Source organism: Polaribacter sp. IC066 (assembly GCF_007997085.1).
Taxonomy (GTDB): Bacteria; Bacteroidota; Bacteroidia; order Flavobacteriales; family Flavobacteriaceae; genus Polaribacter.
Genome location: NZ_VORR01000003.1, coordinates 46618 through 67055, shown reverse-complemented (window position 1 = coordinate 67055; position 20438 = coordinate 46618). Strand labels below are relative to the sequence as shown.

At 30.7% G+C, this 20438-nt stretch carries 23 protein-coding genes; 14 read left to right on the top strand and 9 right to left on the bottom strand.

Features of this window, described 5'->3' with window-relative positions; genetic code table 11:
• Positions 1–4: 4 nt before the first annotated feature.
• Both ES044_RS01605 and ES044_RS01600 read right to left on the bottom strand, forming a co-directional pair.
• Positions 5–406 carry a DUF4345 domain-containing protein gene (locus ES044_RS01605; RefSeq protein WP_147186850.1) on the bottom strand — a complete coding sequence of 134 codons (402 nt, stop codon included), beginning with the start codon at positions 404–406 and terminating at the stop codon, positions 5–7.
• A gap of 157 nt (positions 407–563) precedes the next feature.
• Positions 564–1787, bottom strand: a complete 1224-nt coding sequence (locus ES044_RS01600; RefSeq protein WP_147117576.1) for a M28 family peptidase — start codon at positions 1785–1787, stop codon at positions 564–566.
• Positions 1788–1831: 44 nt separating this feature from the next.
• On the opposite strand from ES044_RS01600, the gene ES044_RS01595 reads away from it, so the two are divergent.
• The 3 genes from ES044_RS01595 to ES044_RS01585 all read left to right on the top strand — a co-directional run bounded on the left by ES044_RS01595 (position 1832) and on the right by ES044_RS01585 (position 3704).
• Positions 1832–2926: a TolB family protein gene (locus ES044_RS01595; protein WP_147117575.1), complete on the top strand. Its 1095-nt coding sequence runs from the start codon at positions 1832–1834 to the stop codon at positions 2924–2926.
• Positions 2927–3064: 138 nt separating this feature from the next.
• Complete coding sequence (locus tag ES044_RS01590; protein WP_223269087.1) at positions 3065–3400, top strand: EF-hand domain-containing protein; 336 nt, start codon at positions 3065–3067, stop codon at positions 3398–3400.
• A gap of 28 nt (positions 3401–3428) precedes the next feature.
• Positions 3429–3704: an EF-hand domain-containing protein gene (locus ES044_RS01585; protein WP_147117574.1), complete on the top strand. Its 276-nt coding sequence runs from the start codon at positions 3429–3431 to the stop codon at positions 3702–3704.
• A 300-nt stretch (positions 3705–4004) separates the two neighbouring features.
• Here ES044_RS01585 and ES044_RS01580 read toward each other — a convergent pair whose 3' ends face one another.
• Positions 4005–4589, bottom strand: coding sequence for an SOUL family heme-binding protein (locus tag ES044_RS01580; RefSeq protein WP_147117573.1), 585 nt, complete (start codon positions 4587–4589; stop codon positions 4005–4007).
• Between the two features lie 478 nt (positions 4590–5067).
• Here ES044_RS01580 and lepA point away from each other — a divergent pair, with 478 nt between their 5' ends.
• The 3 genes from lepA (at position 5068) to ES044_RS01570 (ending at position 8583) form a co-directional block, all read left to right on the top strand.
• Positions 5068–6864, top strand: coding sequence for a translation elongation factor 4 (gene lepA, locus ES044_RS01575; protein ID WP_147117572.1), 1797 nt, complete (start codon positions 5068–5070; stop codon positions 6862–6864).
• A gap of 50 nt (positions 6865–6914) precedes the next feature.
• Entirely contained in the window at positions 6915–7085 is a 171-nt protein-coding gene (locus ES044_RS18405; protein ID WP_189663141.1) for a hypothetical protein, read from the top strand.
• A 376-nt stretch (positions 7086–7461) separates the two neighbouring features.
• The gene (locus tag ES044_RS01570; protein WP_147117571.1) at positions 7462–8583 is read left to right on the top strand and encodes an ATP-binding protein; all 1122 of its coding nucleotides are present in this window, start codon (positions 7462–7464) and stop codon (positions 8581–8583) included.
• Positions 8584–8858: 275 nt separating this feature from the next.
• Here ES044_RS01570 and ES044_RS01565 read toward each other — a convergent pair whose 3' ends face one another.
• Positions 8859–9269, bottom strand: coding sequence for a carboxypeptidase-like regulatory domain-containing protein (locus tag ES044_RS01565; protein WP_189663140.1), 411 nt, complete (start codon positions 9267–9269; stop codon positions 8859–8861).
• Between the two features lie 332 nt (positions 9270–9601).
• A complete protein-coding gene (locus ES044_RS01560; RefSeq protein ID WP_147117569.1) occupies positions 9602–10300 on the bottom strand; it encodes a zinc metallopeptidase in 699 nt (232 codons plus the stop codon).
• A 147-nt stretch (positions 10301–10447) separates the two neighbouring features.
• Between ES044_RS01560 and ES044_RS01555 the strand changes: the two genes are divergently transcribed.
• From ES044_RS01555 to ES044_RS01530, 6 genes are all read left to right on the top strand, one after another.
• Positions 10448–11485 (top strand): asparaginase, encoded by a 1038-nt coding sequence (locus ES044_RS01555; RefSeq protein WP_147117568.1) that lies wholly within the window; start codon positions 10448–10450, stop codon positions 11483–11485.
• Between the two features lie 238 nt (positions 11486–11723).
• Positions 11724–12449: a MotA/TolQ/ExbB proton channel family protein gene (locus tag ES044_RS01550; protein ID WP_147117567.1), complete on the top strand. Its 726-nt coding sequence runs from the start codon at positions 11724–11726 to the stop codon at positions 12447–12449.
• An 8-nt stretch (positions 12450–12457) separates the two neighbouring features.
• A complete protein-coding gene (locus ES044_RS01545; protein WP_147117566.1) occupies positions 12458–12919 on the top strand; it encodes a hypothetical protein in 462 nt (153 codons plus the stop codon).
• Between the two features lie 4 nt (positions 12920–12923).
• Positions 12924–13568 carry an ExbD/TolR family protein gene (locus ES044_RS01540; protein ID WP_147117565.1) on the top strand — a complete coding sequence of 215 codons (645 nt, stop codon included), beginning with the start codon at positions 12924–12926 and terminating at the stop codon, positions 13566–13568.
• A gap of 19 nt (positions 13569–13587) precedes the next feature.
• Positions 13588–14055 (top strand): ExbD/TolR family protein, encoded by a 468-nt coding sequence (locus ES044_RS01535; RefSeq protein ID WP_147117564.1) that lies wholly within the window; start codon positions 13588–13590, stop codon positions 14053–14055.
• 116 nt (positions 14056–14171) lie between these two features.
• Complete coding sequence (locus ES044_RS01530; RefSeq protein WP_147117563.1) at positions 14172–14846, top strand: porin family protein; 675 nt, start codon at positions 14172–14174, stop codon at positions 14844–14846.
• Here the strand turns inward: ES044_RS01530 and ES044_RS01525 are convergent.
• The 3 genes from ES044_RS01525 to asnS form a co-directional block, all read right to left on the bottom strand.
• Positions 14841–15368, bottom strand: a complete 528-nt coding sequence (locus tag ES044_RS01525) for a hypothetical protein (RefSeq protein WP_147117562.1) — start codon at positions 15366–15368, stop codon at positions 14841–14843. The two genes, ES044_RS01530 and ES044_RS01525, sit on opposite strands and share 6 nt — an antisense overlap.
• A 62-nt stretch (positions 15369–15430) precedes the next feature.
• A complete protein-coding gene (gene rpoN / locus ES044_RS01520) occupies positions 15431–16891 on the bottom strand; it encodes an RNA polymerase factor sigma-54 (protein ID WP_147117561.1) in 1461 nt (486 codons plus the stop codon).
• 84 nt (positions 16892–16975) lie between these two features.
• Positions 16976–18409, bottom strand: a complete 1434-nt coding sequence (asnS, locus tag ES044_RS01515; protein ID WP_147117560.1) for an asparagine--tRNA ligase — start codon at positions 18407–18409, stop codon at positions 16976–16978.
• A 140-nt stretch (positions 18410–18549) separates the two neighbouring features.
• Here asnS and ES044_RS01510 point away from each other — a divergent pair, with 140 nt between their 5' ends.
• Both ES044_RS01510 and ES044_RS01505 read left to right on the top strand, forming a co-directional pair.
• Positions 18550–18852 (top strand): hypothetical protein, encoded by a 303-nt coding sequence (locus ES044_RS01510; protein ID WP_147117559.1) that lies wholly within the window; start codon positions 18550–18552, stop codon positions 18850–18852.
• A 139-nt stretch (positions 18853–18991) separates the two neighbouring features.
• Positions 18992–19594 carry a hypothetical protein gene (locus tag ES044_RS01505; RefSeq protein ID WP_147117558.1) on the top strand — a complete coding sequence of 201 codons (603 nt, stop codon included), beginning with the start codon at positions 18992–18994 and terminating at the stop codon, positions 19592–19594.
• On the opposite strand, the gene ES044_RS01500 is transcribed toward ES044_RS01505, so the two are convergent.
• Complete coding sequence (locus tag ES044_RS01500) at positions 19589–20317, bottom strand: response regulator transcription factor (RefSeq protein WP_147117557.1); 729 nt, start codon at positions 20315–20317, stop codon at positions 19589–19591. The two genes, ES044_RS01505 and ES044_RS01500, sit on opposite strands and share 6 nt — an antisense overlap.
• Between the last annotated feature and the right edge of the window lie 121 nt (positions 20318–20438).

Genomic DNA, 20438 nt, shown 5'->3' with positions numbered 1-20438 from the left:
TAATTTATTTTTCTGCAAAATTAGTGTTTTTAATGCTCAAAACCCAACATCCGTAGAGGCCTAAAAAAAGTTCTGCAAAAGTGCCAAATTGATAGCCAAAAGTGGGGTTTCCATCCATAAAGAAGCCTAAAGTTCGGCCAAGACCCAAGCCTAACATAAAAATTATATTGGTGATGATGGCTGTTTTTAAATATTTACTTTTAAAAACTCTTAAAATCCAAAGAATTGAAAAACCTAAATACAAACCCATGATCGCTTTAAAAAAGTTATGTTCGTCGATGGTTTCTAAATGAATATCAAATTGAGAACCTGGATTAAATCCGTAGAAAAAAGAAATAGGCACAACAATGCACACCGAAATGATTAAGTGAATTTTATGGGTAAAATCTTGTTTGGTTTTGAACATGAAGCTTGATGATTAATTATCGATGTTTTAAATGTTCTCGATACAATTTCGATGAAAAATCGAAATCACTCGAACTGACAATTCGTTTAGCTAGTTTATATTGAGGTTGTCACTTCTAGTGATCCTGCTTTTAGGCGGGATTGTATCAAGAAGCTTTTTAGAAATTAATCACTTTTTCAACTTCTTCATTACCTCTTTTTACCACAACTTTAGTTGTATTTCCTTCTTCAAAAACAGATAAAGCACGCATATAACTCATCATGTTAGTCACCAAGCTATCACCGAGTTGAATAACGATATCACCTTTTTGCAAGCCTGCTTTTTGTGCGGGTTTTTCTTCGGATATTCCATCAATACGCATTCCCTTTCCATCAAACAAGTAATCTGGTATCACTCCCAAACCAACTTTAAACCTTGGTGCTTCTTCACTTTCGTTTTTGGTTTTTCTAAAAGCAAGTTTTCCGTTGTTATCTAGATCAGAAATTATATTAAAAATATAGTCAGAAATTAAATACATTCCGGTATAATTCAATTTTTCTGAATCATCTCCTGGTTTGTGATAATCTTCATGTTGCCCTGTAAAAAAGTGCAATACAGGAATATTAGCCAAATAAAAACTGGTATGATCGCTTGGCCCAACCCCAGATTCTCGCGTCACTAATTTAAAAAACTCATTATGAGATTTTAAGACTTGTTTAAATATCGGCGATGTTCCGGTGCCATAAACCGCTAAAGAAGAATCTTTTTTCATTCTACCAACCATATCCATATTTATCATGTAAGATATTTTTTTGGTATTGATAGTCGGATTTTTAATAAAGTAATTAGAACCTAATAAACCCATTTCTTCGCCAGAAAAAGCCATTAATAAGTAATTATTATTCGTATTTTTCTCTTTTAATTTTGCAGCTAAATTCAGTAAAACAGCAACACCAGATGCATTGTCATCGGCACCATTATGAATTGCTTTTGTAGAATCTCTGTATAAAGAACCTTCGCCACCAAAACCTAAATGATCGTAATGTGCGCCAATAATGATCGTGTTTTCGGCTTTGTTATCTAAAAAACCAATCACATTATTTCCGGTGATGGTTCCATCTCCATTCACATCAAATTTTACTTCATCATGCGGATTTGTCTTTGGTTTAAAGCTAAAAGTTTGTAGATAATCTTGAGTTCCTTTAGGCTGTAATTCTAATTCTTTAAAGCGTTTAGCAATATAAGTTGCTGCTTTTTTTTCGCCTTCAGTTCCTGTTTGCCTTCCTTCTAGTGCATCCGAAGCCAAAAAAGTGACGTCTTCTTTTAGCTGGTTTTCTTGGTTCTTTTCTGGTTTACAGGAAACTAAAAAACAGAAAAAGATTAAAAATAGGAGGTTTCTCATGATGATAAATATTATTTTTGCAAAGTTAAATAATAAAAAATAAAATGAGAATCCTTTCTTTACTCGTAATAGCGTTATTAATTTTTTCTTGTAAAACTGATAAAAAACAATCAGAAACTAAAGCATTAGATGTTTTTGTAAAAGACTCTTTAATTTATCCTGAAGAAGTGCACTTTAAAAGCATCAAACAAGTAACTTTTGGTGGCGATAATGCAGAGGCATATTGGAGTTTTGACGACAAACAATTGGTTTTTCAATCGAATTATAAAAACTGGAATGTAGGCTGTGATCAAATGTTTTTAATGAATGCTGATGAAAACTTTAAAGACAAAATGCCACCGATGATTTCAACCGGAAAAGGGAGAACAACCTGTGCATACTTTTTACCTGATAATAAACACATAATTTACGCTTCTACACATTTGGTTGATGACAATTGCCCTGATGTGCCGTTGCGTAAAAACGGAAAATATATTTGGCCAGTGTATGATAGTTTTGATATTTTTATGGCAGATTTAGAAGGGAATATTGTGAAGCAATTAACCAACGAAAAAGGCTATGATGCAGAACCAACAGTATCACCAAAAGGAGATAAAATTGTTTTTACATCAACCCGAAGTGGAGATTTAGAATTATACACCATGAATATAGATGGTTCTGGTGTAAAACAAATTACAGATGAATTAGGGTATGATGGTGGCGCATTTTTCTCACCAGACGGAACAAAAATTATTTTCCGTTCTTCAAGACCAAAAACTGAATCAGCAATTAAAGCATATAAGGATTTATTAGCAGAAGGTCTGGTAGAACCAACAGAAATGGAGCTTTATATTTGTAATGCAGATGGTTCTGATTTGCGTCAACTAACAGATTTAGGCAACGCAAATTGGAGTCCGTTTTTTCATCCTTCAGGAAAAAAGATATTATTTTCTTCTAATTTTGAAGCAGAAAGAGGATTTCCATTTAATTTATATTTAATAGATGTAGACGGTAAAAATCTAGAGCGAGTTACACACGGAGAAACTTTTGATGCTTTTCCTGTGTTTTCTAACGATGGTAAAAAGTTAGCTTTTTCTTCTAATAGAAATAATGGAGGTGGTAGAGATACCAACTTATTTATTGCAGAATGGCAAGACTAAAAGGATTGACATTCTGAAATAACAATAAGAGATACCAACTTATTTATTGCAGAATGGCAAGATTAAAAGGATTGGCATTCTGAAATAACAATAAGAGATACCAACTTATTTATTGCAGAATGGCAAGATTAAAAGGATTTGGTTTCTGAAATAAAAGTAAGAGATGCTGATTTATTACCCAATTACAGAAGTAAAATGGCTTGGACGAAAGAAAAAATATTACAGAATATTGAAGTTTTAATGCGAAGTAAATTCGAAACGCCCGAACAAGCTTTTAGTTATTATGATCGTGATAAAGATGGCTTATTAACAAAAGCTGATTTCAAAATATTATTAAAGGAAGCTAACGTTAATGCAATAATAAGAGGTGTAGTCGCCGAATTTATGATGAAAAGTTTTGATCAAAACAATGACAAAACTGTTAGTTGGGAAGAATTTCAGGAAGCAATAAAAGAATCTGGTATAAAAGAGTAAAATAAATCAACAAAATAAATTCAATAAAATGGGAGCAAAAGAAAGTCTTTTAAAAGATATTCATACCTTAATCACAACTAAATTTAAATCTCCTGAAGAAGCGTTTTTAGCTTTTGATAAGGACAAAGATGGATCTCTAAATAAAGACGAAATTAAAGAGTTACTAAAAGAGGCTGGTATTAATAGTTTTTTAAGAGGTCTAGTAGCCGGAGAAATGATAAAAGGCTACGATAAATCTGGTGATGAAAAGATGAATAAAGAAGAATTTAAAGTCGCTATTGCAGAGCTAAATAGAGATTATTAAATTTAGTTCAATAAAAACAAACATTAGTGTACGATTAAAAATATTTTTAGTTTTATAAACCTTATTAAAATAAGAGATACTGTAAATTTTTTAAATGACACCTTGCTTTTTTGAAAATAATTTCATGACTATAAAGTAGACAATTTATTTCAATTTATTTATGTTTGTCAACTAGTTAGGGTCAAGTCTTGGCTCTAAAAGCAGCGTAATCTTGAGTTTTTTCTCGGACAATAAATTTAAAAAACAAAAAAGTACAATAAGTTTAGTGTACTTTTTTGTTTTCATAAAGTTGTGGTTAAATTATTCTAGTTCAACAATCACTTCATTTTTTCTGTTAAATACTTCAAAGGGTGCATTGTAACCTAAAAACAAAAAATTATTTGAATATTTGATGCCTTCTCTTTCTAATGCGGCTATCAACTTTTTCTTGTAAGATTCAATTTTTTCACTGTCTGCCCAACCTCCAAAAGTAATTGCCGCCATTTTCTTGGCTGGTATTTCTTTAAACTCAATCGATGCATCATTAGGGGTTGGTAAATTCTCTTTGGTATATTTTTTAGGAACCATAAACATCATGGTCGTTGTATCGTCTAAAGTCATAGCAACTGGAGAAGTCATCGCTATTTTTTCTTCTTCTTCATTGCCTCCAAAAATATAACCAGCTAACACAGAAAATCCCTTACTAGATGCTTTATCGTACTCATTGGTAGCTAATTTTACAGCTGTAAAAAGTGTTGCTTCATAATTTCTGATTTCAAAATTATCGTAGGTTTTTACTACCTTAAAAGGGTATTGTTCAATGTTTTTCTGACTGCTCATAAAAAAGATTTGAGATGCAACAAAGAGAGCGATAAGGATTCCTAGAATGATGTAAACTATTTTCATTTTCATTTTTTGTGTTATTTAGGTTGAATATACAAAAAAATAATATTTTTAACGGTTTAAAATAATCATATGTTCAATTAAAAAAGAAGTTCTTTTTTTTTTGAATTTAAATCAGCCATAAGTGTACGGTTAAAGATATTTTAAGTTTGAGAAACCCTTTTAAAGTAAATATTTTACGAATTTTTTAAATGACACCGTGTTTTTTTGAAAATAATTTCATAAAAATAAAGTAGATATTTTTATTTCAGGTTATGTGTCTTTGTCAGATAGCTAGGGTTTAAATCTTGTTTCCCTGTCTGCCGGAAGGTAGGTTGGTTCTAAAAGTAGAGCAATTTTGAGGCTTTTATCGGATAAGAACGATTTTAAATTATAAAATAAAAAACAGTCATAAGTTTCAATACTTTACAAAAATGTTTTATTGTTTCTGCTTTTTAAATCCCGTATATTTGTAATCTATTTTAGAACTCAAATTTAACGAATGAAGAATATTAGAAACTTTTGCATTATTGCTCACATCGATCATGGTAAAAGTACATTAGCAGATAGATTGTTAGATTTTACTGGTACTGTAACAGATCGAGAGAAGAAAGATCAGTTATTAGATAGTATGGACTTGGAGCGCGAACGTGGAATTACTATAAAATCGCACGCCATTCAGATGGATTATACGCACAACGGAGAGCAGTATATTTTAAATTTAATAGACACTCCTGGGCACGTAGATTTTTCTTATGAAGTTTCAAGATCTATTGCTGCCTGTGAAGGGGCTTTGTTAATTGTAGATGCTGCGCAAAGTATACAAGCGCAAACAATTTCTAACTTATACTTGGCTTTAGAGAATGATTTAGAGATTATTCCTGTTTTAAATAAAATAGATTTACCTTCTGCTAACCCAGAAGAAGTAACCGATGATATTGTAGATTTATTAGGTTGTGAACCAGAAGATGTTATTCACGCAAGTGGAAAAACAGGTTTTGGTGTCGATAAGATTATCGAAGCGATTATCAATAAAATACCTGCTCCAAAAGGAGATCCTGATGCACCTTTGCAAGCCTTAATTTTCGACTCTGTTTACAACTCTTATAGAGGTATTGAAACCTATTTTAGAGTTTTAAATGGTGAGATAAAAAAAGGTCAAGAAATAATGTTCATGGAAACAGGTAAAAAATATTTTGCTGATGAAGTCGGAACGTTAAAATTAACACAAGTTGCAAAGAAGTCTGTAAAAACAGGTGATGTTGGGTATTTGATTACAGGAATAAAAACAGCAAAAGAAGTAAAAGTAGGAGATACTATTACAGATTTCGCAAGACCAACTACTGAAACTATTGATGGTTTTGAAGATGTGAAACCAATGGTTTTTGCAGGTATTTATCCGGTAGATACAGAAGACTATGAAGAATTGCGTAATTCTATGGAAAAACTGCAATTAAATGATGCTTCTTTGGTATTTCAGCCAGAAAGTTCTGCTGCTTTAGGTTTTGGTTTTCGTTGTGGGTTTTTAGGAATGCTACACATGGAAATTATTCAAGAACGTTTAGAGCGTGAATTTAATATGACTGTAATTACAACAGTTCCCAACGTTTCTTACCACGCCTACACAAAGAAGAACCCAAATGAAATTCTTATTCTTAACAATCCAACAGATCTGCCAGATCCGTCAAGATTAGATAGAGTAGAAGAACCTTTTATCAAAGCATCTATTATTACAAAGTCCGATTTTGTGGGGCAAGTAATGAGTTTGTGTATCGAAAAACGAGGTCAAATTATCAATCAAACATATTTAACAACGCAAAGAGTTGAGTTAATTTTTGAAATGCCTTTGGCGGAAATTGTTTTCGATTTCTATGATCGTTTAAAAACAGTTTCTAAAGGATATGCTTCTTTTGATTACCATCCTATCGGTATGAGAGAATCGAAATTAGTACGAGTAGATATTTTATTAAATGGTTCTGGAGTAGACGCACTTTCTGCTTTATTACACGCAGACAATGCATACCATATTGGTAAAAAAATTGTTGAAAAATTAAAAGAATTAATACCAAGACAACAGTTTGATATTCCTATTCAAGCAGCAATTGGTGCAAAGATCATTGCGCGTGAAACTACTAAAGCTTTGCGTAAAGATGTTACTGCAAAATGTTATGGAGGAGATATTTCTAGAAAACGTAAGTTATTAGAAAAGCAGAAAAAAGGGAAGAAAAGAATGCGCCAGGTTGGTAATGTAGAAATTCCGCAAGAAGCATTTATGGCTGTTTTGAAGTTGAATGATTAAGAGTAAGAGACAAGACTGTTTTGAGACAAGAAACAAGGTTAAAAATTAGTATGAATACCTATAAGAGTTTAGGAATTTTTATTTTAGTAATCTGTACTGCTCTAATATTCATATTTAAGTTAGAAAATGATATTTTAGATTTTTTTACAGGAGTATTTGCTGCTGTAGGGTTGGCATTAACATTTGGTTTATTTCCTGCAAAAAAGAAACAAACGAGGTAATTTTTTAAGTTATATAAAAACAGAAAAACCTTTTTGAGAAATCAAGAAGGTTTTTTTAGTTGAAATCCAAATTAATAGATTTTCTCGTCTTTGCGAGGAACGAAGCAATCTTTTAATCAGAAATCCAAGAGGTTTTTGAAGAGTGGATCTGTTTTTACTACTTTTTTTTACTTCGTAAGATACTTTCAATAGAAATACATCTTCATTTTAGCAATCTTTAAATATCTCAAACAAACCTTCAATGACGAATAGACTTATGTACCAGCTTTTTGATTTATAAATAGAGCTATTTTGATTAGTGTATTCACTGTAAATACGTATATTTGGTGAAATTATTCACTGAATATACGTATATTTGGTGAATTAAGATGTTTCCATGATAAAAAGACAGTTATACTCTCAAATTATAGAAAAGTACGGAAAAGGAAAATCTATTGTTTTGGTTGGGCCAAGACAAGTGGGTAAAACGACTTTGTTACATACTATTTTGAAAGAGAAGAAGCACCTTTTTTTAGATGGTGATGATCCAACTGTAAGGGCATTGTTAGAACATGTAAATACAGAACAGTTAAAATCTATTATTGGTGATTTTAAATTTGTGTTTATAGACGAAGCGCAAAGAATTCCGAATATTGGTTTGACTTTAAAAATAATTACAGACCAATTTGAAGAGGTACAACTTTTAGTAAGTGGTTCATCTGCATTTGAATTAAAGAACCTTACTAACGAACCTTTAACTGGTAGGAAATTTCAATTCAGTTTATTACCAATTTCCTGGAAGGAGTTTGAGAGTAATGTTGGTTACTTAAAAGCTACACAACAATTAGAACAACGTATTTTATACGGAATGTATCCAGATATTATTAATAATTTGGGTGATGAAATAGAACTTTTAACCAATTTGGCAGATAGTTATTTGTATAAAGATATCTTACCCTATCACTCAATTAAAAAACCAGAAATTTTAGAGAAATTAGTACAAGCATTGGCCTATCAAATTGGTCAAGAGGTAAGTTTTAATGAACTTTCTAGAGTATTAGGCATCGATAAAAATACGGTAAGTGCGTATATAGATATTTTAGAAAATAATTATGTTATTTTTAGATTGCCTAGTTTTAGTAAAAATTTGAGATCTGAAATAAAGAAAAGTCAGAAAATATATTTTTACGATTTAGGAATTCGAAATGCAGTTATTAGAGATTTTAGAAGTCTTAATTTAAGACAAGACAAAGGAATGTTGTGGGAGAATTTTTTAGTTACAGAACGTCTAAAAAGTAATTTGTACAATAAAAATTATTCTAAAGCTTATTTTTGGAGAACAACAAGGCAACAAGAAGTTGATTATGTAGAAACTTCGCATGATTCAATAGTTGCATATGAGTTTAAATGGAGTAACAAACAGAAAGTAAAAATTCCTAAAACTTTTGAAAACACCTATGATTTAAAAGTTGAGGTGATAGACATAAAAAATTTCAGGTCTTTTGTTAATGTGCAATAATGTATTTAAGAAAGGGTTTTAATTTTTTTTTGGTTTTGTTCCTAAATTTTTCAAAATCTCGAGTTTTAATCTTTTTTAAGCTCGTTTCTCAAATCAGTTTAGTCTTGTTTCTTGTCTTTTTTTTATCCTGTTTTCAAAGCTTGGTTTTCTTATGTTGTTTTTGTGTCCTTTTTTTACTTCTTGTTGACGATCCCTAAATAAGGTTGACCGTTTTTAATATGAATAATTTATTGATATTTCTGATAGTCATTTAGGGTAATTAGGATTTGTATAGATCATTTCTGATTTTTTAAATTGACAATTAGTTTTTCTGCAGTTTGTTTAATAACTGGGCGTTTACTTTTTACTACCACTTCGTTTAAAGTTTGCATTTCTTCTTTTAGAGTGATGTTAAAAACCTTATTTGTCTCTAACCTAGATTCAATTATTTTTTCAATTTCAAAACCTAACATAGAGATTTCTAGTGAATAATTCCCTGAAGCAATATTTTCCAACGTATACTCCCCTTTGTCATTAGAGACTGTTCCTTTTGGGTTAGCTTCGTTACCAATTTTATACAAAATAATATTCGTAAAAGGCAAAGGTTGATTTTCTTCATCAATAATTTTACCCTTAATTTCGTATTTAAAAAATGTTGTTAAAACTCCGAAGAAAAGAATAAAAAGAATTTTTGTATAAAATTTCATTTGAGAGCTTATTAGAAAAATGCTGCTTAATATTTTTGATGTTGAGGTTTCCGGTAAAATTGTTTGTCCGGAAAAACGGATGGGTTCTTAAGGAGGTCTGTTCTTTGTTTAACACTGCAAAAGTCTGTATTTTGTTAAAGTGTAAAAATCAAAATCGGACGAATTGGGTTAATTTTCCGATAAACAGAGTGCTATTTTCTATAAAAGTAATACGCGGATAATCTCAAAAAAGTTTCCTAATAAAAAAAATACTCTTGACTTTTTCTCAAGAGTATTTTGTTTTAAATTAATATTGTTGCTAAAAAAATGAAATATAAAAAGAATTTTTGAGACTAATCTCTACCTCCTAAAATTTGCATTCCCCAATATAAAAGCATTGCTAAAGAACCCAGCGCAGCAACTAAATAAGTTCTAGCTGCCCATTTTAGGGCGTCTTTAGAACCAGCATATTCATCTGGTGTTACCATGTTTTTATCTTTTAGCCAAGCTAAAGCTCTGTTACTAGCGTCATATTCTACAGGTAGCGTTATAAAGCTAAAAAGTGTAGCAAACCCCATAAAGACTAAACCAGTAACGGCAATATAAAAACCGATACCTGTTGCGCTAGAGGCAGCTCCTAAAATTAAACCACCAAAAACTAACCATTGCGAGTATTTAGAGGTAACACTTACAATAGGTACCAATTGAGAACGCATTGTTAAATAACTATAAGCTTGCGCATGTTGCACAGCGTGCCCAACTTCATGCGCAGCTACGGCAGCAGAAGCAGCATTTCTTTGGCTGTAAACCGATTCACTTAAATTTACAGTTTTGTCTTGTGGGTTGTAGTGGTCTGTTAATCTACCCGGGGTAGAAATTACTTTTACATCAAAAATACCATTGTCTGCAAGCATTTTTGTAGCAATTTCTGCACCGCTCATTCCATTTTTTAAATGAACTTGAGAATACTTCTTAAATTTTTGTTTCAATTGATTGCTTACAAACCAACTTAAGAGCGCTATTATACCAATTAATACATAGAATCCGATCATAATTTTATTATTTTAAAAATTGTATTTCATATTTGTTTGATAAATTTACAACATAAAGTATTCCAAGATGATTTTTGTCAATAAAAATTGTTTGTTGGCGTATGTAAAGAGATATAATTTAAGGATTTATTAAGAATTAATGTCATAATGTCAAAAAAACCAAACATATTAATTGTTTACACAGGCGGAACAATAGGAATGATCAAAGATTACAAAACAAAGGCGTTAAAGGCTTTTGATTTTAGTCAGATAATAGAAAATATTCCAGAATTAGAACAATTAAACTGCAATATTAAAAGTATTTCTTTTGAGGATCCTATAGATTCTTCAAACATGAATATTTTATTTTACAAAGAACTTGCCGAAACAATTGAGACCAATTACAGGAAGTTTGACGGATTTGTAGTCTTAACCGGTTCAGATACCATGTCTTATATTTCATCGGCGATAAGTTTTATGTTCGAAAATTTACAAAAGCCAATTATTTTTACAGGTTCGCAGCTGCCTATTGGCGATTTAAGAACAGATGCAAAAGAAAATTTGATTACATCTATAGAAATTGCCTGTTCTCAAAAAGACGGTAAGCCAATAATCTCTGAAGTTTGTCTGTATTTTGAATATAAACTATACAGAGCTAATAGAACAACAAAAATAAATGCCGAACAATTTGAAGCATTTACTTCTATGAACTATCCTGCTTTAGCAGAAAGTGGGGTGCATCTTAACTTTAATGAATATTTTTTATACAAACCGAAAGGAGGTTTAAAAGATTTAATCGTTAGAAAAGAATTGATTGATGATCTTGTTATTCTAAAACTATTTCCAGGAATTACAGAGAATGTGGTTCATAGTATTTTAAATATCAGCAATTTAAAAGGGGTTGTTCTTGAGACTTATGGCGCAGGGAACGCATTAGACAAACCGTGGTTTTTAAACTTGTTAAAAGTTGCTATTTCAAAGAATATAAAAATTATAAACGTAACGCAGTGCGCAGGAGGAAGCGTAATGCAAGGGCATTATGAAACAAGTCTTGGTTTAAAAGAAATAGGAATTATCAGTGGAAAAGATATTACCACAGAATCTGCAGTTGCAAAATTAATGTATTTATTGAATAAAAATTTATCTGTAAAAGAATTTACTTTTTATTTTGAAAAACCTTTAAGAGGAGAAATTTCTGATGTTTAGGTAACTAAATGATTCATAATTTGTCAAAACACAAATATTTTCGCAATAAAATGAGCCTATTGAGAGAAATAGCGTAAAAAAATTTTTTTATGCATAACATTTTTTGTTACTTGGCAGTCTCTAAAATGAAAGAAGAGATTTCTTAATTAAATAATAGAAATTTTATCATTTTTTCTTTTTTTGAGATGAAAATTTATATCTTTAACCCATTAACAATTAAAATTAATCTATAACAAAGATGAAAAAAGTAGTAAATGTCTTATCTGTAACAGGATTTATGTTTTTTGGAGCTATACAATCCACTTTCGCTCAGGAAGCAGCAGCAACAGAATCACAAACGTTTCACCAAATTTTAAAGCAAAACTTTATTGATGGTGGTCCAGAATTTATGGGAATTGTATTAGTAGCCTTAATTTTAGGTTTGGCTATTTCAATTGAAAGAATTATTTATTTAAACATGGCTACAACAAATACAAAAAAGTTGTTAGCAAGTGTAGATGATGCTTTAAGTTCTGGTGGAGTAGAAGCTGCAAAAGAAGTTTGTAGAAATACAAAAGGGCCTGTAGCATCAATTTTTTATCAAGGTTTAGATAGAGTTGACGAAGGTGTAGAGCAAGCTGAAAAAGCAGTTGTTTCTTATGGTGGTGTACAAATGGGGCAATTAGAGAAAAATGTTTCTTGGATTTCTTTATTTATCGCACTAGCGCCAATGCTTGGTTTCATGGGTACTGTAATTGGTATGATTGGAGCATTTAACGATATTGCTGTAGCAAATGATATCTCTCCGGCAGTAGTTGCAGGTGGTATTAAAGTAGCCTTATTAACAACGGTATTTGGTCTTATTGTGGCTATTATTCTTCAAATTTTTTATAATTATATCGTTGCAAAAATCGATAGTATTGTAAACAGTATGGAAGACGCTTCTATCTCATTGATAGATTTATTAGTTAAGTATAAAAAATAATATTCAATATGAAAAGTAATAAAATTTTAAATATTTTAATTGCTGTGATAGCCCTTATTGGTGGTTTTCTTTTCATAAGAATTTTTATGGAAGATACCGAGGCTCTAGTAACAGACGTAGAACTTCAAAATAGTGTAGTAAGCCCGTTAATATCTTTTTCTACTTGGTTATTTATCATAGCAGTAATTGTAACGATCGCTTTGTCTTTATGGAGTTTAATTAGAAACCCAGAAAATTTAAAGAAAACTTTAGGTGGTATAGCAGTATTAGCAGTGCTTTTATTTATTGCTTACTTCTTGTCTGATAGTGATGTAGTGTACAACGCAGCAGGTAAAGTTGAGGTAGGTGGTGAAGAGGGGTCTTCTGTGAATCGTTGGGTAGGAGCAGGTATTTGGTATAGCATTATTTTAGGTGGTATAGCAGGTATATTCTTTGTAATCGATTTATTAAAAGGATTAGTTAAATCATAAATATATGGCAAGAAGAGAAAATCCAGAAATTAACGCAGGTTCGATGGCAGATATTGCTTTTCTGTTATTAATTTTCTTCTTAGTAACTACAACCATGAATGTAGATTCAGGTGTCTCTAAGAAGTTATCAGAAAAACCGCCAATAGATTATGTGCCGCCTGTAATTAAAGAAAAAAATATCTTTGAGGTAAATATTAATAGAAATAACGAACTTCTTGTAGAAGGAGATCGTATGGAAATTAAAGATTTAAAAGAAGCTGCCATGGCTTTTATAGATAATGGTGGAGGTACAGGGAATCCTGATGAAGACGGTACTCCTGGTAAAGCTTGTGATTACTGTAAAGGAGAAAGAAGTGATGCATCTTCAGATCATCCTAACAAAGCAATTGTTTCTGTTCAAAGTGATAGAGGTACAGAATATGGTACCTACATTATTGTTCAAAATGAGTTGTTAAGAGCCTATAACGAATTAAGAGATCGTCTTTCTAGAGAGCGTTACGGTATCTCTTTTGAAGAATTAGAGGAGTCCTTTAAAGATGCTAAGAAAAGTGCAGATTTAAAAAATAGAGTTGAGCAGTTAAGAAGAAAAGTTGAAGATATAAAAATATCATATCCTCAAATTATTTCTGATGCAGAACCAACCTCTTAATTAATTTAAAATTAAACAAATGTCTAAGTTTAGAAAGAAGAAAAAAGGGATGCCCGCTGTAAATACAGCGTCTTTACCAGATATCGTTTTTATGTTACTATTTTTCTTTATGGTTACAACAACTATGAGAGAAACTAATTTAGTAATCGAAAACCCAAGACTACCTGCGGCCACTGAAATTAAAAAGTTAGAGGACAAAAGTTTGGTAAGTACAATCTATGTGGGTAAATCTAAAGATGCTAATAGAGATGGAGTAGGTTTTAATAAAATACAACTGAATGACAAAATTTCTACAGCAGATCAAGTGCCTGCTTTTATTTTAAGTAAAAGAGAAAAGATTGCCGAACAGTTAATACCACTTATGACAACTTCTATCAAAGCTGATAAAGAGTCTAATGTAGGAACTATTATAGATATTAGATTAAAGTTAAGAGATGTAAATGCTCTTAAAATTAACTATTCTACTACAGCAGGTAAAAAGAATTAGTAAAAATTATTTTATGATAACAGGGTTTAATTCTTACGAATTAAACCCTTTTTTTTATTTAAGAGTTTAAATGATTGTTCTCAAAGTATCGTATATTCATCTTTTGTTACTTTAAAATGAAGAAGATTGTATTTTTAATATTTTTAATGTTTTTTGTGTTGAGTATATCAGCTCAAAAAGATTCCTTGCAATTAGGAGATCGATATGCTGAAGATCAAATTTATGCATCGATTTCTTATGCTCAATTTTTTAATCAACCAAAAGAGATAAGTAGAAGTGGTTTTTCGTACGCGATCTCAATGGGTTTTATAAAAGACATTATTTTAAACAAAAAAGGAAACGTATCGGTTGCCTTTGGGATCGGTTATGGTTTTGATTTTTTTAATCATGAATTAAAAGTACAAGAAATTAACAAGGTAACTGTTTTTAATACTTCTAGTACTCTTACTTCTAATGTGTTTAAATCGCATAATTTAGAGATTCCTTTAGAGTTTAGATTAAGAACATCTACTGCAAAAAAATATGATTTTTGGAGAATTTATGGAGGGGTAAAATTCTTGTATAATTTTTCTAACGAATTTGAGTTTGTAGAAAATGCTACTAAATTTAGCTATCAAAACGTAAGTGCTTATAATCAATTTCAATACGGTTTAACACTTTCTGTGGGGTATGACGAAGTGAATCTTAATCTTTTTTATAATCTTACTCCAACTTTTACAAATGCGCAAATAAACGGAGAAGCAATGGACTCTAGTATTTTAAAATTCGGACTTATATTTTATATTCTATAATAGAAGGTAAACTAGCAAAGGGGCACCAATACCAATAAAAAAGCCGATATATATTTCTTTGGTGGTGTGTGCTTTTAAGTTTAGTCTTGCACTTGCCAAAACTCCAGAAAGCAATAAGAGTATCATGATTAAAAGAATATAAGATTGAGCGTAAATAATACTTAAAATCATAAAAAAGCCCGCAAATAAACCTAATGAAAGTAGGTGGATGCTTGCTTTGATATTGAAAAAGAATAGGATATAAATAAAAACTAATCCGAATGAAGTTGCATAAAAAAGTAATGCTAAATTACCGATATGACTAGTAGTATTGCCTAAAAGGTAAAATAATACAATCATTAAGGCAACGGGTAATTTTCGTTCTTTTATAGTGTTTGGTTCGTAACTTTTAGTAACCTTTAATTTTTTAAAAAGAATTAAAATTAATAAAGGAATTAAATAGGTAACCGTAAAAACCAAACTTAAAACCGTTAATTTCTGATTGCTTTGAAAATTACTTGGCGTTAATAAGAAGTATAGCATAACCCCGATTGTAGGAATTACAATCGGGTTTAAAATGGTGGATATGAATTTGTAAAAACGCACTAGATTTCTTTTCTTAAACGAGCCACAGGTAAGTCTAACTGTTCTCTGTATTTGGCAATGGTTCTTCTTGCAATTGGGTAGCCTTTTTCTTTTAATATTTTAGATAATTTATCATCTGTTAAAGGTTTCTTTTTATCTTCTTCTAAAATAACAGTTTCTAAAATCTTTTTAATTTCTTTGGTAGATACCTCTTCTCCTTGATCATTTTTCATAGATTCAGAAAAGAATTCTTTAATCAATTTAGTGCCATAAGGGGTAGATACATATTTACTATTGGCAACTCTAGAAACTGTAGAAACATCCATTTTTATTTTATCTGCAATATCTTTTAGAATCATAGGTTTTAAGTTGCGCTCATCACCTGTTAAAAAATAATCTAATTGATAATGCATAATCGTGTTCATGGTCACTAAAAGAGTTTGCTGACGTTGTTTTATAGCATCTATAAACCATTTTGCAGCATCTAGCTTTTGTTTGATAAAAAATACGGCATCTTTTTGAGACTTACTCTTTGTGTTAGATTCTTGGTATCCTTTTAACATATTGTTATACTCTCTAGAAATATGCAATTCAGGAGCATTTCTTGAGTTTAAGACCAAATCTAATTCCCCATCGATAATCTTAATCGAAAAGTCTGGCACTATTTGCTCTGCAATTTTGTTATTGCCCGCATAAGAACTGCCCGGTTTAGGATTTAATCTAGAAATTTCTGTATTAACTTCTTTTAATTCATCAGAAGAAATATTAAATTTTTCTTGAAGTTTTGTGTAGTGTTTTTTTACAAAATGATCAAAGGCTGTTTCTAATATCTCAATCGCTAAACTTCTTATTTTAGTACTGTCTTTTGCTTTTAATTGAATAATTAAACATTCTCTTAAGTCTCTTGCACCTACGCCAATAGGATCTAAGGTGTGCACAGCTCTTTTTAATATAGAAACCACTTTTTCTTCTGTTGTAAAAACGTTTGCAGTAAAGGCAAGATCATCTACTAAATCTATAATTTCTCTTCTTATATAGCCACTATCATCAATGCTCCCCACTAAAAACTCTGCAATAGCTTGTTCTTCTTCACTAAAACTATACGTGTTTAATTGGTTTTTTAAAGATTGATGAAAGCTAGTTCCTGCGGCATACGGTACATTTTTTTCTTCATCATCCGCAGAATAATTATTTGCTTGTGTTTTGTAGCTTGGTACTTCATCATCACTTAAGTATTCATCGATGTTAATATCTTCAGCTTCAATTTTTTCTGTACCTGCATCGTCGTCATATTCATTAGATAAATCATCATCGATAGAATCTAATTCTTCCTTGCCAGTATCTAAAGCTGGGTTTTCTTCAATTTCTTGTTTTAAACGTTCTTCAAAAGCCTGTGTAGGTAATTGAATTAACTTCATCAACTGAATTTGTTGAGGAGATAGCTTTTGTAATAATCTATATTGAAGGCTTTGTTTTAGCATATACACAAATATAGGAAATAGCTTAAAATAAAATCGCCATTCTTTTTAGGAATGACGATTGTGCTATTTAATTTTATTTTTTCTTTAAAATTCTGCATTTTGAGGAGTTCTAGGAAAAGGAATTACATCTCTAATATTGTTCATTCCGGTAGTAAACTGCACCAATCTCTCAAAACCTAGACCAAAACCAGAATGCACAGCAGTACCATATTTACGTAAATCTAAATACCACCATAATTCTTTTTCATCAATATCTAACGCCTTCATTTTATCAACCAAAACATCATAACGTTCTTCTCTTTGAGAGCCACCAACCATTTCACCAATGCCAGGAAAAAGAACATCCATTGCTCTGACCGTTTTTCCATCATCATTTAAACGCATATAAAATGCTTTAATATTTGCAGGATAATCAAATAAAATAACGGGACATTTAAAATGTTTCTCAACCAAATAACGTTCGTGTTCAGACTGTAAGTCTGCGCCCCATTCATTTATTGGATATTGAAATTTCTTCTTTTTATTAGGTTTAGAATTTCTTAAAATATCAAAAGCTTCTGTGTAAGAAACTCTTTTAAAATTATTATATACTACAAATTTTAATTTATTTAGCAAACTCATTTCACTTCTTTCGGCTTGTGGTTTGCTCTTTTCTTCTTGTGTTAAACGTTGATCTAAAAACTCTAAATCGTCCTTACAATTTTCTAACACATCTTTTAAAACCGACTTGATAAAATCTTCTGCCAAATCCATATTTCCATCCAAATCCATAAAAGCAACTTCTGGCTCAATCATCCAAAATTCTGCTAAATGGCGGGTTGTATTAGAATTCTCTGCTCTAAAAGTTGGCCCAAAAGTATAAGCTTTTCCTAAAGCCATTGCAAAAGTCTCTGCTTCTAACTGTCCAGAAACCGTTAAATTTGTTTCTTTACCAAAAAAATCTTTCGAATAATCTATTTTTCCATCTTCAGTTAAAGGAGCCTTGTTGTCTTCAAAATTGGTAACTCTAAACATTTCTCCAGCACCTTCTGCATCAGAACCCGTAATAATTGGTGTGTTTACATAGTTAAAACCATTTTCTTGAAAATATTTATGAACAGCAAAAGATAGTTTAGACCGCACTCTCATTACGGCACTAAATGTATTTGTTCTAACACGTAAATGGGCATTTTCACGCAAAAACTCAAAGCTATGTTTTTTAGGTTGAATAGGATATTCATCTGCATTAGAATCTCCTAAAATTTCAATTTCAGAAACTTGTATTTCAACGGTTTGTCCTTTTCCTTGGCTTTCTACAATAGTTCCTTTAATAGCGATTGCAGCACCAGTTGTTATTCTTTTTAAAATTTCTTCATCTGTATTTTCAAAGTCGATAACACATTGAATATTGTTAATAGTAGAACCATCATTTAAAGCAATAAACCGGTTGCTTCTAAAAGTTCTTACCCAACCTTTTAAGCTTACCTCTTGTAAAAATGCATCTGATTTTAAAATTTCGGCAACGTTTTTCTCTGTCATTTTGTCTTTTGTTTGATTTGTTTTAAAAGCTTTCTTTGCGTGGTAAAGATACTTTTTTTGCTGTAAAATGAGTGTTAATTTATAGGTGTTAAATTAATAATGATAAAATAAATCTATATTTGAGAACATTTATTTCTCTTATGAAAAAGACAATCCCGCTCAACAGAATTTTAAAACAGTTAAAAGATGATGCAATAGGCAAAGATTCACACAGAGGTATTACTTTAACGTACGCTTGGTTGGCAAATCAGTTTGGCCATATTTCTTTAGGTTTTATTCCTGCTTTTTTAGTATTTCATTGCTTTAATGTTGATGAAATAAAATCCGCAATATATGTTTCAGTTTTTTGGTTACTTTTTGAAACGTATAATTTTTTAGGACCATTATTAAGGAAGAGAACCTCTAGTTCTGATATGATTTTTATCCAAAAAAACAAAATATAAGTTTAAGTCAAAATGGGCTAATGCAGCTTTTGATACATTTACAGATGTTTGTTTTTTTGCATTTGGTTCTTTTTTATTTAGCTTAATTATTAGTGAAGGTAAAAATACAGCAGTCTTAATTGTTTTATCAATTTTAACCATGAACTTACTCTTTGCCACTAGATATTGGTTTATTACTAAAATGTACCAATTCTATGCGCGTTTTCCTTTTCAGTTTCGTTTAAGTCAATGGGATTTTCACATAGAGGATGAAAACAAGTTAAAAGTAGATACTTTTTTAGGTGCCAGTAAAACCGATGGCGAACATCTTTTGATTTTTGGTTCTTTAAATACAGGAAAAACAAGTTTAGGTGTTGGGATTTTAAATGAATTAAGCATAAGAAACAACAGTTGTTTGTATGTAAGTGCGATAAAAATGTTCAATTATTTCTTTAAAGATGAGGGTGATGTTTTAGAATCTCATGAAATATGGAATTGGAAAACCGCAGATTATGTAATGATTGATGATATAAACCCAAGTGAGCCCATACAAGACGAGTTAATATCCCCAAAAAAGCTTTTAAGTTTCATAGATACGCTAAAGCCAGAAAATAAAGAAAATAGAGCTTTGTTAAAGAACAAAAATATAATTTGGGTTTTAGGAAATAAGCAACCTAAAGATATAGCACATAAAGATACTTGGAAAAAAATGTTATTAGATATTGGTATTGAAGAACATAAAATTGCTAAGGTAAACCTATAAAATATGATTTTCGTACGCAAAACTGATTAAATGTGTTAATCCTTTTACTTGAAATCTTTTGTAAAGTGGCATAATTCTTTTTTCTATGGCAGATTGACTAACATGTAATTGGTTCGCAATTTCTTTAAAACCGAAACCTTTAGCAGCCAACTCTAAAGCTTCTATTTCTTTTCTAGAAATGCCTAATTTATTAAATAATTGATCGTTTAGGGTTTCTTCAAATCCAGAAAGTTTTGGTCCAAAAGCGGCATATTGCATAATAGCGCCTAGTTTTCTAGAATGAATTCTTTCTGAAATACCAATTATTTCTAAAATAGTTCCTTGGTTTGATTTATAAATACCAACCCGAGAAAACAACGGAATTATAGTACCATCATTATGAATTTTTTCTACTTCAATGGTAAAACTATATTTATCTAAATCTTTTTTAATGCCTGCCAAAAACTGTAGTGCTTTGTCATTTAGTTCGTTAGAGAAGTTGAAGTGTCTTTTTGAAGTATTACCTACTATTTTTAACAAAGTAATTTCTTCATTTTTATAGCCTAATAAATCTTCCCAACCAAAAGCATATAACATTCTGTTTTTTTCAAAAGAATAAATATAAACGGCTTGCCCAATAAATTGAGGTACTTTTTTTGCGTACTCTTTGTAGCTAGGATCTTTTAAATCTATGGGTACATCTGAAACTCTTTTTCTGGTGTATTCGCCAAAACCTTCTTTCATAGTGCAAGAATAATAAAAAACTGCGTGATAACACAGTTGACTTTATAATAAAAGTATCTTAAATTTGAGTATTCTATTGAAAAGGACAAAGCTTTAAAAAATTGCTATGAAAAATAATTTG

Coding starts and splice junctions, on each gene's coding strand:
- ES044_RS01505 (WP_147117558.1), top strand. CDS start 18,992: ATGAACTTACTCTTTGCCACTAGATATTGGTTTATTACTAAAATGTAC.
- rpoN (WP_147117561.1), bottom strand. CDS start 16,891: ATGCTAAAACAAAGCCTTCAATATAGATTATTACAAAAGCTATCTCCT.
- lepA (WP_147117572.1), top strand. CDS start 5,068: ATGAAGAATATTAGAAACTTTTGCATTATTGCTCACATCGATCATGGT.
- ES044_RS01560 (WP_147117569.1), bottom strand. CDS start 10,300: ATGATCGGATTCTATGTATTAATTGGTATAATAGCGCTCTTAAGTTGG.
- ES044_RS01525 (WP_147117562.1), bottom strand. CDS start 15,368: ATGCTATACTTCTTATTAACGCCAAGTAATTTTCAAAGCAATCAGAAA.
- ES044_RS01600 (WP_147117576.1), bottom strand. CDS start 1,787: ATGAGAAACCTCCTATTTTTAATCTTTTTCTGTTTTTTAGTTTCCTGT.
- ES044_RS01550 (WP_147117567.1), top strand. CDS start 11,724: ATGAAAAAAGTAGTAAATGTCTTATCTGTAACAGGATTTATGTTTTTT.
- ES044_RS01510 (WP_147117559.1), top strand. CDS start 18,550: ATGAAAAAGACAATCCCGCTCAACAGAATTTTAAAACAGTTAAAAGAT.
- ES044_RS01580 (WP_147117573.1), bottom strand. CDS start 4,589: ATGAAAATAGTTTACATCATTCTAGGAATCCTTATCGCTCTCTTTGTT.
- ES044_RS01500 (WP_147117557.1), bottom strand. CDS start 20,317: ATGAAAGAAGGTTTTGGCGAATACACCAGAAAAAGAGTTTCAGATGTA.
- ES044_RS01530 (WP_147117563.1), top strand. CDS start 14,172: ATGAAGAAGATTGTATTTTTAATATTTTTAATGTTTTTTGTGTTGAGT.
- ES044_RS01555 (WP_147117568.1), top strand. CDS start 10,448: ATGTCAAAAAAACCAAACATATTAATTGTTTACACAGGCGGAACAATA.
- ES044_RS01565 (WP_189663140.1), bottom strand. CDS start 9,269: ATGAAATTTTATACAAAAATTCTTTTTATTCTTTTCTTCGGAGTTTTA.
- asnS (WP_147117560.1), bottom strand. CDS start 18,409: ATGACAGAGAAAAACGTTGCCGAAATTTTAAAATCAGATGCATTTTTA.
- ES044_RS18405 (WP_189663141.1), top strand. CDS start 6,915: ATGAATACCTATAAGAGTTTAGGAATTTTTATTTTAGTAATCTGTACT.
- ES044_RS01545 (WP_147117566.1), top strand. CDS start 12,458: ATGAAAAGTAATAAAATTTTAAATATTTTAATTGCTGTGATAGCCCTT.
- ES044_RS01570 (WP_147117571.1), top strand. CDS start 7,462: ATGATAAAAAGACAGTTATACTCTCAAATTATAGAAAAGTACGGAAAA.
- ES044_RS01540 (WP_147117565.1), top strand. CDS start 12,924: ATGGCAAGAAGAGAAAATCCAGAAATTAACGCAGGTTCGATGGCAGAT.
- ES044_RS01595 (WP_147117575.1), top strand. CDS start 1,832: ATGAGAATCCTTTCTTTACTCGTAATAGCGTTATTAATTTTTTCTTGT.
- ES044_RS01535 (WP_147117564.1), top strand. CDS start 13,588: ATGTCTAAGTTTAGAAAGAAGAAAAAAGGGATGCCCGCTGTAAATACA.
- ES044_RS01585 (WP_147117574.1), top strand. CDS start 3,429: ATGGGAGCAAAAGAAAGTCTTTTAAAAGATATTCATACCTTAATCACA.
- ES044_RS01605 (WP_147186850.1), bottom strand. CDS start 406: ATGTTCAAAACCAAACAAGATTTTACCCATAAAATTCACTTAATCATT.